This is a genomic window from Pseudogemmobacter lacusdianii, assembly GCF_030848395.1.
GTDB lineage: Bacteria > Pseudomonadota > Alphaproteobacteria > Rhodobacterales > Rhodobacteraceae > Pseudogemmobacter > Pseudogemmobacter lacusdianii.
The window spans coordinates 258,136-272,092 of the sequence record NZ_JAVDBT010000001.1 but is presented as its reverse complement, the minus strand read 5'-3'; the positions used below and the strand labels follow the sequence as shown (position 1 = coordinate 272,092).

General features: G+C 62.6%; 13 protein-coding genes and 1 tRNA gene. 8 read left to right on the top strand and 6 right to left on the bottom strand.

Going from position 1 to position 13,957, the window contains the following annotated elements:
• Positions 1–57 precede the first annotated feature (57 nt).
• Positions 58–819, top strand: a complete 762-nt coding sequence (hisF, locus tag Q9295_RS01325) for an imidazole glycerol phosphate synthase subunit HisF (RefSeq protein WP_306678610.1) — start codon at positions 58–60, stop codon at positions 817–819.
• 8 nt (positions 820–827) lie between these two features.
• Positions 828–1,142: a phosphoribosyl-ATP diphosphatase gene (locus Q9295_RS01320; protein WP_306678772.1), complete on the top strand. Its 315-nt coding sequence runs from the start codon at positions 828–830 to the stop codon at positions 1,140–1,142.
• Positions 1,143–1,343: 201 nt separating this feature from the next.
• Here the strand turns inward: Q9295_RS01320 and Q9295_RS01315 are convergent, their stop codons facing one another.
• Both Q9295_RS01315 and rlmB read right to left on the bottom strand, forming a co-directional pair.
• Positions 1,344–1,763 (bottom strand): CoA-binding protein, encoded by a 420-nt coding sequence (locus Q9295_RS01315; RefSeq protein ID WP_306678606.1) that lies wholly within the window; start codon positions 1,761–1,763, stop codon positions 1,344–1,346.
• A 174-nt stretch (positions 1,764–1,937) separates the two neighbouring features.
• A complete protein-coding gene (rlmB, locus tag Q9295_RS01310; RefSeq protein WP_306678604.1) occupies positions 1,938–2,726 on the bottom strand; it encodes a 23S rRNA (guanosine(2251)-2'-O)-methyltransferase RlmB in 789 nt (262 codons plus the stop codon).
• A gap of 97 nt (positions 2,727–2,823) precedes the next feature.
• Here rlmB and Q9295_RS01305 point away from each other — a divergent pair.
• From Q9295_RS01305 to Q9295_RS01295, 3 genes are all read left to right on the top strand, one after another.
• A tRNA-Tyr gene (locus Q9295_RS01305) sits at positions 2,824–2,907 on the top strand.
• A gap of 335 nt (positions 2,908–3,242) precedes the next feature.
• Positions 3,243–4,037 (top strand): dimethylarginine dimethylaminohydrolase family protein, encoded by a 795-nt coding sequence (locus Q9295_RS01300; RefSeq protein WP_306678602.1) that lies wholly within the window; start codon positions 3,243–3,245, stop codon positions 4,035–4,037.
• Positions 4,038–4,136: 99 nt separating this feature from the next.
• Positions 4,137–5,132 carry a GT-B fold glycosyltransferase domain-containing protein gene (locus Q9295_RS01295; protein ID WP_373457406.1) on the top strand — a complete coding sequence of 332 codons (996 nt, stop codon included), beginning with the start codon at positions 4,137–4,139 and terminating at the stop codon, positions 5,130–5,132.
• Here Q9295_RS01295 and Q9295_RS01290 read toward each other — a convergent pair.
• Positions 5,129–5,728, bottom strand: coding sequence for a LysE family translocator (locus tag Q9295_RS01290; RefSeq protein ID WP_306678597.1), 600 nt, complete (start codon positions 5,726–5,728; stop codon positions 5,129–5,131). The genes Q9295_RS01295 and Q9295_RS01290 overlap by 4 nt on opposite strands.
• 192 nt (positions 5,729–5,920) lie before the next feature.
• Between Q9295_RS01290 and Q9295_RS01285 the strand changes: the two genes are divergently transcribed.
• Positions 5,921–7,198 carry an O-acetylhomoserine aminocarboxypropyltransferase/cysteine synthase family protein gene (locus Q9295_RS01285; RefSeq protein WP_306678595.1) on the top strand — a complete coding sequence of 426 codons (1,278 nt, stop codon included), beginning with the start codon at positions 5,921–5,923 and terminating at the stop codon, positions 7,196–7,198.
• 69 nt (positions 7,199–7,267) lie between these two features.
• Here the strand turns inward: Q9295_RS01285 and Q9295_RS01280 are convergent, their stop codons facing one another.
• Positions 7,268–7,978, bottom strand: a complete 711-nt coding sequence (locus Q9295_RS01280) for an SIMPL domain-containing protein (protein WP_306678592.1) — start codon at positions 7,976–7,978, stop codon at positions 7,268–7,270.
• A 171-nt stretch (positions 7,979–8,149) separates the two neighbouring features.
• Here Q9295_RS01280 and Q9295_RS01275 point away from each other — a divergent pair, with 171 nt between their 5' ends.
• Complete coding sequence (locus tag Q9295_RS01275) at positions 8,150–11,116, top strand: hypothetical protein (protein ID WP_306678589.1); 2,967 nt, start codon at positions 8,150–8,152, stop codon at positions 11,114–11,116.
• Between the two features lie 71 nt (positions 11,117–11,187).
• On the opposite strand, the gene hppD is transcribed toward Q9295_RS01275, so the two are convergent.
• The gene (gene hppD, locus Q9295_RS01270; protein ID WP_306678587.1) at positions 11,188–12,282 is read right to left on the bottom strand and encodes a 4-hydroxyphenylpyruvate dioxygenase; all 1,095 of its coding nucleotides are present in this window, start codon (positions 12,280–12,282) and stop codon (positions 11,188–11,190) included.
• Positions 12,283–12,411: 129 nt separating this feature from the next.
• On the opposite strand from hppD, the gene Q9295_RS01265 reads away from it, so the two are divergent.
• Positions 12,412–12,882, top strand: a complete 471-nt coding sequence (locus Q9295_RS01265; protein ID WP_306678586.1) for an Lrp/AsnC family transcriptional regulator — start codon at positions 12,412–12,414, stop codon at positions 12,880–12,882.
• Positions 12,883–12,915: 33 nt separating this feature from the next.
• Here Q9295_RS01265 and cobT read toward each other — a convergent pair whose 3' ends face one another.
• Entirely contained in the window at positions 12,916–13,917 is a 1,002-nt protein-coding gene (gene cobT / locus Q9295_RS01260; protein ID WP_306678585.1) for a nicotinate-nucleotide--dimethylbenzimidazole phosphoribosyltransferase, read from the bottom strand.
• Positions 13,918–13,957: the final 40 nt, after the last annotated feature.

Here is a 13,957-nt window from a genome sequence, read left to right as displayed (position 1 = left end):
GCATGACCTGCGCAGCCTCCCCTTGCCTTTTTGCCCTCAGCGCGGCATTCAACGCCCATGCTGAAGACCCGTATCATTCCCTGCCTGGACGTGGCCGACGGCCGTGTCGTGAAAGGCGTGAACTTCGTTGATCTCATCGATGCCGGCGACCCGGTCGAGGCCGCAAAGGCCTATGACGCAGCGGGCGCGGATGAGCTGTGCTTCCTCGACATTATGGCGACGGAAGAGAACCGCGGCACGATGTTCGATCTGGTCACGCGCACAGCCGAGCAGTGCTTCATGCCGCTGACGGTGGGCGGTGGCGTTCGGACGGTGGCAGATGTGCGCGCACTCTTGCTTGCTGGGGCTGACAAGGTCAGCTTCAACTCGGCCGCGGTCGCCAATCCGGATGTGGTGGCGCAAGCGGCGGACCATTTCGGCTCGCAATGCATTGTGGTGGCAATTGATGCCAAGACGGTGGAGCCCGGCCGCTGGGAGATCTTCACCCACGGCGGGCGGCGCGCGACCGGCATTGATGCGGTGGAATTTGCGGTGCAGATGGCGGCCAAAGGGGCGGGCGAGATCTTGCTGACCTCGATGGACCGTGATGGCACCAAGGCGGGCTTCAACCTAGCCTTGACGCGCGCGGTCGCCGATGCGGTATCGGTGCCGGTGATCGCCTCGGGCGGCGTTGGGACTTTGGACCATCTGGTCGAAGGCGTGATCGAAGGCCATGCTTCGGCGGTGCTGGCGGCCTCGATCTTCCACTTTGGCACCTATACGATTGGCGAGGCCAAGGCCCATATGGCAGCGGCTGGCATTCCGATGAGGCTGGCATGAGCCGTGAGTTGAACGCGATCGAACGGCTGGCAGAGACCATTGCTGCACGCAAAGGCGCCGATCCTGACAGCAGCTGGACAGCAAAGCTCTTTGCCAAAGGCCCGGAGAAATGCGCCGAGAAATTCGGGGAAGAAGCGGTTGAGGCGATCATCGAAGCAGTCAAAGGCGACCGCGCGCATCTGATCACCGAAGCAGCGGATGTGATCTATCACTTGCTGGTGATGCTGGCCGCCCGCGATGTCTCGCTTGCAGAAGTGATGGACGAGCTGGCCCGGCGTGAGGGCACTTCGGGAATTTCCGAAAAGGCTGCCCGTAAGGCCTGAGGCTGGCCTTGGGGGCGCTTCGCCCCCCAAACCCCCAGAGGATATTTTCAGACAGAAAATGAGGCGGGACACCTCCTCGTCTTTTTTCTGTCTTCAAATATCCCCGCCGGAGGCAACGCCGAGCCGGTTGCGCGCCGCAAGGCGCGCAGAGGCGAGACATAAGCTTGCGCCTGAAAGGCGCTCTAGTTTTTTAGGTTTAGATCAGAGTTTTAGGCGCGGGAGCTCGATGGCGGGACAATGATCTTGCACCGCCAAAAGCCCAGCGTCGCGGGCGCGCATCATGGCCGCGTCATCCATCACGCCAAGCTGCAACCAGACTGATTTCGCACCTTGCGCGATCGCCTCATCCACCACGGCGCCGGCCTCTTCGCTGCGGCGAAAGACATCGACCATATCGATGGGGCCGTCTTTCTCGACAACCTCGGCCAGCGAGGCGCGCACCACCCGGCCCAACGCCTCTTGGCCCGCCACGCCCGGGTTCACCGCAATCACCTCATAGCCGCTTGCAGCCAAGAAGGCGGCAACGCGGTGGCTGGCGCGGTCGGGCTTTGGTGACCAGCCTACCACCGCGATGCGGCGGCTTTGAGTCAGGATCTGACGGATTGTTTCACTCTCGCTCATCGCACCAGCCAATCAGAAAAAAGCGCCCGAGCCTAGGGGGCCGGGCGCAAAAGTTGCGGAACGAGGGACAGTAGATACGCAAGGCGGGGCGTTCCGGCCGCCGCCTCATGATCTACATTTAGAACCCTAAACCTTTGGTTAAAGCCCGCTCGCGCAAGCGTGATCAGAAGCGCCTTAGCGCGTGGATGCGGCGTACAGCGCCACGGCGGCAGCGTTCGAGACATTGAGGCTGCCAAAGCCGCCCGCGAAGGGGATGCGCGCGATCATATCGCAGGTCTCGCGGGTTTTATCGCGCAGACCCGGTCCTTCCGCGCCCATCACCAGCGCCAAAGCGCGGGTGCCGGCTTGCTCAAGCGCTTGCGGCAGGGTGAGCTCGGCCTCACCATCGAGCCCGATCAGGATATAGCCCATGCCCTTCAGCTCGGCCATCGTATCGGCGAGGTTGGTCACGCGCAGATAGGGCTGACGCTCCAAAGCGCCGCTGGCGGTTTTGGCCAAGGCCCCGGTCTCGGGCGCGGAATGGTGGCGGGGCGCGATCACCGCGCGGGCGCCGAACACCTCGGCCGAGCGCAAGACGGCGCCGGCGTTATGCGGATCGGTCACCCGGTCCAAAAGCACGACCAAAGGTGCGCCCTCGCCCGAAACCGCCACATCGGCCAGCGAGCCCCAATCCAAAGGCTTCACTTCCAAAGCGGCGCCTTGGTGGACCGAATGCTCTTCCAAGGGGGCCGAGAATTTGCGCGGATCTTCGATCTCGGGGGTGATTCCCGATTCGGCCACCGCATCGCCCAGCCGGTCGAGCGCGTTTTTCGTCACCAACAGCCGCAATTTTTTGCGTTTGGGGTTCAGCAGCGCATCGCGCACCGCATGCAGACCAAAGAGCCAAACCGTCTCTTTCGCCTCGGCTTTCGCCCTGCGTTCCTTGTCCACAATCCATGTGGGCTTAACCGACCCCGGCTTCATCGCGCATCTCCGATTTTCATTTCTTCCCTATAGCTTGCAAAAGCTGCACGTTCCACCCTTGACGCCCTGAGAACCCCCCGCTAAACCCCGCCCCATCGGGTGACGAGCTGCAAGGTGCGGCAGCGGACTGTAACTCCGCCGGGGCGACCCACGCCTGGTTCGATTCCAGGGTCACCCACCATCCCCTTCCTGCGGATGGTGGTCCGATGTCAGAAGGCCTGCGGGCCGGGATGCGCGAACCGGATTTATCTTAGAACCGAAGCTTCCCCGAAACGATCCCCCTACAACCGGTTGAATATACCACTGTTTTCGGTGGCTTTGCTTGTTCTGTTAGAGGTCTTGGCGCCTTGCCCGCTTTGGGCGTGGCAGAGCCGCTTTGCACCAAATTGGGCTGGCAGTGCGATTCGGACGCTGCGCGCCTCTCTTCTCAGATGGGGCATGGCCCGCGTCCAAGCGCCAAGATTGCGAGAGGGCATTCTCTATGTCAGGGTGAGGCAAAATTTCAGAAAGCCCATCATGACCGATCATTCTTTCCGCTTCACCCATGCCATCACCCGCCGCCCCGCGCAAAGCATCATCCGGGGTTTGCGCGCTGTGGATACCGGCAACCCTGATCTGGCGCTGATGCAATCGCATCACGCCGATTACATCGCGGCTTTGAAGGCGACCGGCGCCACGGTGATTGAGCTGGGCGCGCTAGAGGATTACCCGGATTCGGTCTTTGTCGAGGACACCGCTTTGTGCCTGCCGCAGGGGGCTGTGATCATGCGCCCCGGTGCGCCTTCGCGTCTGGGGGAAGCGGCGGAAATGGCGCCGCATCTGGAGAAGCTTTACGCTGAGATCCGCCGGATTGAAGGGGCCGAGAGCTTCATCGAAGGCGGCGATATTCTGGTGACCGAGCGCGAGATCCTTGTGGGTCGCTCGGCCCGCACCAATGGTGAAGGCGTGGCGGAACTGACCCGGCTGGTTTCGGACTGGGGTCACACGGTGCGCGAGTTGCACACGCCGCCCGGCGTGCTGCATTTCAAAACCGATTGCAGCTTGATGGATGGCGAGACGGTGCTCTCGACCGACCGGCTGGCGGCCTCGGGTTGCTTTGCCGATTACCGGGTGATTGCGGTTGCGGAAGGCGAGGAAGCCTCGGCCAATGCAATCCGGTTCAACGACAAGGTCCTGTTCCCGGCTGGCTTTCCGCGCACGCGGGATCGACTGGTGGCGGCGGGCTATGATGTGGTTGAGATCGGCAACAGCGAATGCGCCAAGATCGACGGCGGCATGTCCTGCCTTTCGCTGCGCTTCACCCCGCGCTGACGTCCCTGCCCGGCAGCGCGGCCCGCGCCGCCCTGCCCCTCTCGGGGGCCTTTGCGGAAAAAGGAACCCGCCGTGACCCAGCCTAAGCCTGCCCAGCCGATGCCTGTGCGCTCGCAAACGCCCTTCACCATCGCAGCGGTGCTGCAAGAGGGGCGGCTTGGTTATGAGGCCTTGCTGCTGGCGGCCTCGCTACGGGCCAGCAATCCGGGCTTTGCCGGGCGGCTTTGCTTTATGGAGCCGCAGCCGGGGCCGCTTTGGCCTGAGGATCCAAGGGTCTCGGACGAGCGCTTACGCGAGCGGCTCCAAGAGCTGGGAGCCGAGATTTTGCCCTTTGAGAGCAAGGTCTTCGGTGCAAGCTATCCGCATGGCAATAAGATCGAAGGACTGGCGGCTTTGCCGGAAGGGCCGTTTCTTTTCCTTGATACGGATACGCTGATCACTGGCGATCTTGGTGCGCTGGAGATTGATTTCACCAAACCCTCGGCCTCGATGCGACGTGAGGCGACTTGGCCGCAGGTGGAGCTATATGGCCCCAGCTATGCACAGATTTGGGGCGCGCTTTATGAGCGATTTGGGGTGGATTACGCCGCATCGCTCGACCCAAGCCAGCCCGAGGATTATTGGCAGCGCCACCTTTACTTCAACGCCGGATGGTTCTTCCACGACAGCCCGCAAAGCTTTGGCGCGCGCTTTGTGGAATTTGCGCGCGAGATCCGCGACAATCCGCCGGAAGAGTTGATCTTGCAGGAAATCTACCCGTGGCTTGACCAGATCGCCTTGCCCTTGGTGGTGCAAAGCTTTGGCGGCGGGCGCCCCGGTCCGGGGCTGGCGGGGCTCGACGGTGATGTGACCTGCCATTACCGCAGCCTGCCGCTTCTCTATGCGCGCGAGAGCGATGCGGCGGTTGCGATGCTGGAAGCCGTGGCTGCGAACAAGCCCAACCGGCGGATCCTGCGCGACTGGCCGCAAGCCAAGCTGATGATTTACCAAAACAAAGGCCGCAAAGCGCGCGGGCTTTTTGACCGCAATGATCTGCCGCGCCGCGAACAAGCGATCCGCAATACCCTGCGCCGTGAGGGCCTCTGGCTGCGCTAAAGCTTCAGCGTCACCACCGGCCAGAGCGACAGCACCAAAAGTGCTGCCATGGTCCAGTTGAAGGCCCTTAGGCGCTTCGGGTGGTCGAGCCAGCCGCGCAACACCTGCCCCGCCGCCGCCCAGATCATCACCGAGGGGAAGTTCACCACCATGAAGACCACCGCGATGGTCAGATAGGCCAGCGCCGAGGGGGTGGCGACATAGGCGGTGACTGCGCCCAAGGCCATGGTCCAAGCCTTGGGGTTGACCCATTGGAAGGCGGCCGCTTGCAGGAAGGTCATCGGCGTTGCGCGCGATGTCCCCTCACCCGGCGCGCCGGAATGGGCGATCTTCCACGCCAGCCACAGCATATAGGCCACCGAGCCGATCTTCAGCAGCGTCAGGCTGGGCGGCCAAGCAGTGAAGATGCCGGCGACGCCAAGGCCGACCAGAAACACCATCAAAGCATGGCCGATGCTGATCCCCAGCATATGCGGCAAAGTCCGCCGCAGGCCAAAGTTCACCCCGCTGGCCAAAAGCATCATATTGTTCGGCCCCGGCGTGACCGAGGTCACGAGGCCAAAACCGATCAAAGCGATAAGTAGGTCATAGGTCATGACGCAATCATTGCGCAGGCTTTTCGATTTGGCTGCGAAATTGTTGTGTCGGTGACAAAATATTCTCTGCTGGCCCTTTGAAAGAGGACGGCCACGCCATCTCGCGGGTCGCCGGCTCAGCCAATTGCTTCTGTTATTGCCGTTACGGCAACCCTCCCCTAACGTCGCGCGCAACCAGTATCGGAGGACTGCATGTCAGACACACCTTTGGGTTTTGATACCCTTGCCATTCATGCCGGCACGGCGCCTGATCCCGCGACCGGCGCGCGGCAGGTGCCGATCTATCAGACCACGGCCTATGTCTTCCGCGATGCTGACCATGCCGCCAAGCTCTTCAACCTTGAAGAAATCGGTTACATCTACTCGCGCCTGACCAACCCGACCGTCAGCGCCTTGGCCAATCGCGTTGTTGCGCTTGAGGGCGGTGCGGGCGGGATTGCCTGCTCTTCCGGCCATGCGGCGCAGATCATGGCGCTTTTCCCGCTGATGGGGCCGGGCAAGAATATCGTCGCTTCGTCAAGGCTTTACGGCGGCACGATGACCCAGTTCAGCCAGACGATCAAACGCTTCGGCTGGTCGGCGAAATTCGTTGATACCGATGATCTGGGCGCGGTCGCGAAGGCTTGCGACAAGAACACCCGCGCGATTTTCTGCGAAACCATTGCGAACCCCGGTGGCTATGTCACCGATATCCCGGCCTTGGCCAAGATCGCCGATCGCAAGGGCATCCCGCTGATCGTCGACAACACCACCGCCACGCCGTGGCTGTGCAAACCGATTGAACTCGGTGCCACTTTGGTGGTCCATTCGGCGACGAAATACCTCACCGGCAATGGCACGGTGACCGGCGGGATCGTGGTCGACTCAGGGCGGTTCAACTGGTCGGCGAATGATAAGTTCCCCAGCCTGTCGCAGCCCGAGCCCGCCTATCACGGGCTGACCTTCCACCCGGCCTTGGGCGGCATGGCCTTCACCTTCCACTCAATCGCGGTGGGCCTGCGCGATCTGGGCATGACGATGAACCCGCAAGGCGCGCATTACACGCTGATGGGGATTGAAACCCTTGGCCTGCGGATGGAGCGCCATGTCGCCAACGCCCGTAAGGTTGCGGAATGGCTGGAGAAGGACCCTCGCGTCGAGGCGGTGTCTTATGCTGGCCTGAAGTCGAGCCCGTCCTACAAGCGCGCCAAGAAGATCGTGCCCAAGGGCGCAGGTGCGCTTTTCACCGTCTCGCTGAAATCGGGCTATGACGGCTGTGTGGATCTGATCAATAAGGTCAAGCTCTTCAGCCATGTGGCGAATCTGGGTGACACGCGCAGCTTGATCATCCACCCCGCCTCGACCACGCACCGCCAGTTGGAGCCTGCGCAGCAAATCGCTGCTGGCGCACCGCCGAATATGGTGCGGCTCTCGATCGGGATTGAGAATGTCGAGGATATCATCGCCGATCTCGATCAGGCGATGGGCTGATCCCGCAGCGATCTTGCGATAAAAAAGGGCCGCGGATGCGGCCCTTTTCTTTGGCGCGGGGTGGAAGGATCAGTCTTCCAGCTCATAAACCACGGTGACATTGGCCTGCATCGAAAGCTGGCCTGCCTCAACCGGAACGGCTTCAGCCGAGGCCGCCGCTTGCTTCATCATCGGCGCGGGGCCGCCGCCATAGCCCGAGGACTCGCTGATCTCTTGGATTTTGCCCAGCTTCAGCCCGGCAGCCTCGGCGTAGAGCTTTGCCTTGGCGGCGGCATCTTCCACCGCAGCTTGGCGCGCCGCATCCATTGCGGGTCGCGGGTTTTGCAGGCCAAAGGTCAGCGAATTCAGCGTGTTGGCGCCGTCTTGCACGGCCGCATCCAGCACCGCGCCCAGACCGTCCAGCTTGCGCAGCTTCACGGTGATCATATTCATCGCCGTATAGCCGGTGATCTGCGGGCCTGATGCGCTGCTGTCATAGCCCGACCAATTGGGATTGACCGTGAGGTTCGAAGTTTGCAGATCACGCCCCTCAACGCCCGCATCCCGCAACCTTTGCAGCACCGCCTCAAGCGCGGTGGAGTTGGCGGCCAGCGCCTCGGCAGCGGTGGCGCCAGTGGTGGTGACGCCCACCTGCAGCGTGGCCAGATCCGGCGCGATCTCGGACGCGCCCTCACCCGTCACGGTGATCCGGGCGGGGTCATGATCGGCAAAGGCCGGAACAGAGAGCGGCAGCGCCAGCAAAAGCCCCAGAGCCGTGGCGGGAAACAGGCGGTTCAACATCGTGGTCTCCTTGACCTTACACTCACTTCGTCTCTTATAACGCGCCAGCCTTGCCAAAGCTTGGTCAGGTAACAGGGCTTTTTCTTTCTTTAGGCAAAAAGCTGCTATAGGAAGATGGAACCCCTCAGCGGCGCGTTCCCGCAACCAGTTTTTCCATGTTAGATCCAAGGCATGAAACCAAGTTTTGCCCTAAGCTTCACCGAAGATTCGATCCAACTTTTGCACCGTGCGGGCAAAGGATGGGTGGTTCTTGGTGACACCGCCTTTGACGCCCCCGACCTTGAGGAGGCGCTGGAATACATGCGCGGCACCGCGCTTGGGTTGGAGCCTGCGGGCGTTTTCACCAAACTGGTGATCCCCAATTCGCAGATCCGCTATCTCGAGATCGAAGCGCCAGGCCCCTCGGATGACGAGCGCATTGCGCAAATCCGCACCGCACTTGAGGGCAAGACCCCCTACCCGGTTGAGGATCTGATCTTCGACTGGTCCGGCAAGGGCAAGTTGATCCGCGTGGCGGTTTTGGCGCGCGAGACGCTTGAAGAGGCCGAGGCTTTCGCCTCAAGCCACAAGTTCAACCCCTTGTCCTTTGTTGCGATCCCCGATTACGGCGATTTCTCGGGCGAGCCGTTCTTTGGCCCCTCCTCAGCCGCACCGGCGCTGCTGCCCGAAGGCGACGCGGTGGAGCAAGACCGCAGCGCCATTCGCATCGTGGCTCGAGGCGGCTCTGCCGCGCGGGTCGAGGATGCAGGATCGGTCAGCGATCCGACGGCCGAGGGTGCGGAGGCGGCGCTTGAGGTTAAAGCTGACGAGGCCCCTGCGCCTGAGCTTGCGTCGCAACCAGAGCCGGAACCCGAGGCAAGCCCCGCGCCGCAAGCGCAGGCGGCTTTTGATCTGGAGGCCAGTGACAGCTTTACCCCACCCGTAGCCGAACCTGTAACCGCGCCCGTGGAAGAGCCTGAGCCTGTCGCACCGCCACCTTCGGCCAGCTTTGCGCCAGAAACTCTTGCCGCCGCCCCTGAGGATATCACGGTCGAAGAAACCGCTGATCTGCGCCCTGAGGCGCCGGTGGCGCAAGCGGTTGAAATCGCCCCAGAAAGCCAGGACGATCAGGCCGAGCCTGCTCAGCTTGCCAGCCCCCAACCACCTGCGGCCGAGGATGAAGCCCCCTTCACCTATGTGCATGATGATGACGGCTTTTCGGACGACGACGATCTGCGCGCGGCCGATCCCATCCCGTCGCGGGCGAGCCGCCCGGCGGATGTGAAACCGGCGCAACTTGATCCGATCAGCGATCCGCTTTTGGACGATGACCTGCCACCCGTGCCGCCTTCCGCGGCCATTGCGGCCTTCGCCAGCCGCCGCTCGGCCGATGCCTCGGGCCGACCGCCGGCTCTTGGCGCCGCCTCCCGCCCTGATCCGGCCGTTTTGGCGCGCGCTGCCCGTGGCAAACCGATTGAAGACCTGCCCCCGATGCCCCGCGCTGGTCACCCCGGCAGCCGGCCTACAACGGCGCAAAGGCCTTCGGTTGCCAAAACGATAAGCGGCCTGGTCGCCTCTCAAGCCCTTGGGGGAAAAGGTAAAACCGCCAAGACCAAGACCGCTGCTGTGAAGCCGCAGCCTGCAGCTCGCAGTGCAGCCGCAGCTGCCGCTTCGGGTGATGCCGCTCGTTCGCTGACCCGCCCAGGCGGCACGTTCGGCGCTTTGCCGCCGCCGCGCCCACGGCCTCGGGCTGCTCTGTTCTTGACGCTTGTGGCGCTTTTGCTGGCCTGTATGGCGCTGATCGCGGCGTGGTCGACCTTCTATCTGGCCTCGTCCTCGCCTCAGGATGGCACGGAGGCGGTGGCTTATGCTGCCGCCGACACCCCCGGCATAGATGATGAGATGCTGGCCGATGGCGAAGGGGAGTTGATCGAAGGCGCCGCGCAAGAGGAGGCCGACTTCGCTGCCCTCGATGCCGCGCCCGACAGCGACACAGACACGCTGGCGGGCAATGATGCCGCCACTTTGACCGAGGAAACCGCCGTGCCTGTTGCCGAGGCGGCACCGGATACTGCCGTTTCCTCGGAGGCACCGCCCGCTCAGGCCTTGGCCGAAAACCAAGACGAGATTTTCTTGGCCAGCTCGGACATGCCGCCGCCGGCTTTGGATGCTTTGGCCCTGCCGCAACCCACGGCCGCTGGCGATGCGCTGCCCAATGATCAAATGCCGCCGCCTCCGTTCGGCACCGTATATGCCTTTGACGACAAAGGGCTTTTGATCCCAACACCCGGCGGCATCGTCAGCCCCGACGGCGTGCTGCTGATCGCCGGCAAGCCCCCTGTCCTACCCCCGGCCCGCAGCGAAGCTGCCACGGCTTTGGCCCTTGCCGCCGCCCCTGCGCAACCCCTGAGCCCTGCGGAAGCCGCAGCCGCCGCAGCGGCCCCCGAGGCGCAGCCCAACCCCGAATTGGCCAATCGCCGCCCGAAATCGCGCCCCGAAACGCTTGAGCCGACGCAAGACGATGCGGCCCTGTTGCAAGAGGGCGCGGAGCCCGTTCAAAGCGCCGGCATGCGCCCGCGGGAGCGGCCGCGCAGCGTTCTGGCCGCAGCCGAGGCCGCCCGCAGCCAGACCGAAAGCGCCTCGCTTGCCCTGACGCCCAGTGCGGCCGAACAGGCCGAGGCTGCAGCAGAGCTGGCCGCTGCCACCGCCGCTGAGGCGGAGAACCCTTCGATCGTGGCGATCTCACGGCGGCCTGTCGCGCGCCCCAAGGATATGAGCCGTGCCGTCGAAGCTGCCGTTGCTGCAGCGATTCGCGCGCCCGAACCTGAGCCCGAACAAGCGACGGCCAGAGCTGCCGTCGAAGAGGATGATGGCGAGCCCGAGATTGTCGCCTCGGCCGCGCCTAAGATCCCCAGCAGCGCCAATGTGGCCAAGCAGGCGACCTTCCGAAAAGCGATTAATCTTTCGAAGGTTAACCTGATTGGGATCTATGGCACGCCCTCGAAACGCTATGCTTTGGTGCGCCAACCCAATGGCCGCTACCGCAAGGTCAGCATTGGCGACAAGGTGGACGGCGGCCGGGTTGAGGCCATTACCCAGACCGAGTTGCGCTATCAAAAAGGCGGTCGCCTGATCTCTTTGGCGATGCCGAAGGGCTGACCGCCAAGCCGTTAAGCATAAGGGGCGCCCCGCAAGGAGCGCCCCTTATCTGTTAAGATCTGATGAATGCTTCAGCTGGCTTTCAGCACGCCGCGGGCGATTTGATCGGCCTCAATCGACTCGAAAAGTGCTTTGAAATTGCCCTCGCCAAAGCCGTCATCGCCCTTGCGCTGGATGAATTCAAAGAAGATTGGCCCGATCACGGTTTTAGAGAAAATCTGCAACAGGATGCGGGTCTCGCCGCCATCCACCACGCCTTCGCCATCGATCAAGATGCCGAATTTCGCCAGTTTCTCGATCGGCTCTTCGTGGCCTTTCACCCTTGCAACAGATTGATCGTAATAGGACATCGGCGGCTTCGGCATGAATTTCACGCCGCGCTCTGCGATGGCATCGGTCGAGGCGTAAATGTCGCTAGAGCCGACCGCGATGTGCTGGATCCCCTCACCATTATAGCGCTTGAGGTATTCGACGATCTGCCCGGTCTCACCGCGATCCTCATTGATCGGAATGCGAATACGGTTGCAGGGCGAGGTCAGAGCGCGGCTGTAAAGCCCTGAATGTTTGCCCTCGATGTCGAAGAAACGGATTTGGCGGAAGTTGAACAAATCTCCGTAAAATTTGAACCAATGATCCATGCGGCCTTTGTGGACGTTATGGGTCAGGTGGTCGAGATAGCCAAAGCCGACGCCTTCGGGCTTGGGCTGGCCAAGCCATTCGAAATCTGCGCCCCAAGGATCGGCGCCTGCGCCATATTGGTCCGTGAAATAGATCAGACTGCCGCCGATACCGACGATGGCGGGCCAGTCAAAGGTCTTCACGCCAGTGAAGGGCTCGGCGCCAGATTTCACCGCATGATCAAAGGCATGCTGAGCATCCACCACGCGCCAGCCCATCGAGGGCGCGCAAGGGCCATGCTCTTCGACAAAATTGCGGGCATGGCTTTGGGGGTCATCGTTCAGCACATAGGTGATGTCGCCCTGTTGCCAAAGCTCGATCGCGCGATGCTTGTGGCGGGCGGTCATGACAAAGCCCATGCGATGGAACAGATCGCGAAGCTCTTGCGGCTCAGGATGCGAAAACTCAACGAATTCAAAACCATCGGTCCCGGCGGGGTTTTCGGCGCTGATTACGGTTTTCGGGGCGTCATGCGGAAAGGGGCCCATGCTGTCACTCCTGCGGGTTTACGGCAAATGATCTGGCATGATTTTAGCGCAAGCCTTGCACGATGTTTGCGCATTATGCATGCTTCAGAGGCCTATCACTGTTAACCCCACGCACAAATGTGGATGTAGATGCAACAAAATGACGAAACGGATCTACGGCTCCTAGCGGCTTTGCAACGCGATGCCACGCTGACCGCGCAGGATTTGGGTGAGCGTTTGAACCTCTCGCCCAGCCAAGCGGCCCGTCGACGGCAGCGGCTGGAGCAGACCGGCGTGATCACCGGCTACCGCGCCACGGTCGCGCCCGAACGGGTAGGTCTAGGGGTTGAAGCCTTCATCCAAGTGATGATGGCCGCGCACTCCGAAGCAAATGCCAATGATTTCAGGCGGATGTGCGACCGGCGCGAAGAGATCGTCGGGGTTTGGGTAATGACCGGCGAGGCAGATTTCATGCTGCGCGTCTGGTGCGCGGACCTTGCCGCACTCTCACGGCTGGTGCAGCAGGCGCTGCTGCCGCACCCGGCGGTGGCGCGGGTGCAAAGCCAGATCGTGATGGACCGGGTGAAAGCGGATGCGCCGCTGCCGGTCTCGGCGGGGTAGCGGCCCGGGGGGTGCGCCCCCCGGGCCAAAGGCTCAGGCGCCGCTGACGCCGGCTTCAGCGAAGGTCGCCATGCCGGTGTGGCAGGCGACGGCACCTTTCACGACCGAAAGCGCCAAAGCCGCGCCAGAGCCTTCGCCAAGCCGCATGTTCAGCGACAAAAGCGGCGTTTTGCCAATGGCTTCCAAGAGGCGGCCATGCGCGCCCTCCGCGCTAAGATGGCCCGCGATGCAGTGATCCAAAGCCGCCGGATTGGCGCGCTGCAAAACAGCCGCCGCGGCGCAGCTGATAAAGCCGTCGAGCACAACCGGCACATTGTGGTGACGGGCAGCAAGATAGGCACCGCTCATCGCGGCAATCTCACGCCCACCAAGACGGCGCAAAACCTCAAGCGGATCCGTCAGTTGCCCCTCATGCGCGGCAAGGCCTGCCGCAACGGCGGCCTCTTTGCGCGCAAGGCCCGCATCATCGACGCCGGTGCCGCGCCCGGCCCAGCCGGTGCCACCAAAAAGCGCCGAGGCGATGGCGGCCGCCGAGGTCGTATTGGCGATCCCCATCTCACCAGCAACTAAGATATCGGCCTGCGGATCGACCGCATCCCAGCCGATTTGCAGCGCCTCGAAGAGGTCTTCTTCGCTCATCGCAGGGCTTTGGGTGAAATCCGCCGTCGGCTGGTCAAGTCGGATCGGATGCACCGACATCGCCGCACCCGCCAGCTTGGAAAGCTGGTTCACCGCCGCGCCCTCGGCTTTAAAATTCGCCACCATTTGCACGGTCACTTCAGCCGGGAAGGCCGAGACGCCCCGCGCTGCAATGCCGTGATTCCCCGCAAAAATAACCACTTGCAGCCGATCCGCCGCAACCCGACCGCGCCAAGAGGCCAGCCATTCCGCCAAATGCTCAAGCCGACCCAAAGAGCCCGGCGGTTTGGTCAGAACGGCATCGCGCGCCCGCGCAGCCTCGGCCGCGGCGGCATTCGGCGCGGGCAAATCCTGCAAAGCTTGGCGAAAATCGTTGAGGGACGCGATGCCAGCCATACTGGTCTCCACAATTGAACATAAGGCGCGATCTGGCTAC

Coding starts and splice junctions, on each gene's coding strand:
- hisF (WP_306678610.1), top strand. CDS start 58: ATGCTGAAGACCCGTATCATTCCCTGCCTGGACGTGGCCGACGGCCGT.
- Q9295_RS01315 (WP_306678606.1), bottom strand. CDS start 1,763: ATGAGCGAGAGTGAAACAATCCGTCAGATCCTGACTCAAAGCCGCCGC.
- rlmB (WP_306678604.1), bottom strand. CDS start 2,726: ATGAAGCCGGGGTCGGTTAAGCCCACATGGATTGTGGACAAGGAACGC.
- Q9295_RS01300 (WP_306678602.1), top strand. CDS start 3,243: ATGACCGATCATTCTTTCCGCTTCACCCATGCCATCACCCGCCGCCCC.
- Q9295_RS01295 (WP_373457406.1), top strand. CDS start 4,137: ATGCCTGTGCGCTCGCAAACGCCCTTCACCATCGCAGCGGTGCTGCAA.
- Q9295_RS01290 (WP_306678597.1), bottom strand. CDS start 5,728: ATGACCTATGACCTACTTATCGCTTTGATCGGTTTTGGCCTCGTGACC.
- Q9295_RS01285 (WP_306678595.1), top strand. CDS start 5,921: ATGTCAGACACACCTTTGGGTTTTGATACCCTTGCCATTCATGCCGGC.
- Q9295_RS01280 (WP_306678592.1), bottom strand. CDS start 7,978: ATGTTGAACCGCCTGTTTCCCGCCACGGCTCTGGGGCTTTTGCTGGCG.
- Q9295_RS01275 (WP_306678589.1), top strand. CDS start 8,150: ATGAAACCAAGTTTTGCCCTAAGCTTCACCGAAGATTCGATCCAACTT.
- hppD (WP_306678587.1), bottom strand. CDS start 12,282: ATGGGCCCCTTTCCGCATGACGCCCCGAAAACCGTAATCAGCGCCGAA.
- Q9295_RS01265 (WP_306678586.1), top strand. CDS start 12,412: ATGCAACAAAATGACGAAACGGATCTACGGCTCCTAGCGGCTTTGCAA.
- cobT (WP_306678585.1), bottom strand. CDS start 13,917: ATGGCTGGCATCGCGTCCCTCAACGATTTTCGCCAAGCTTTGCAGGAT.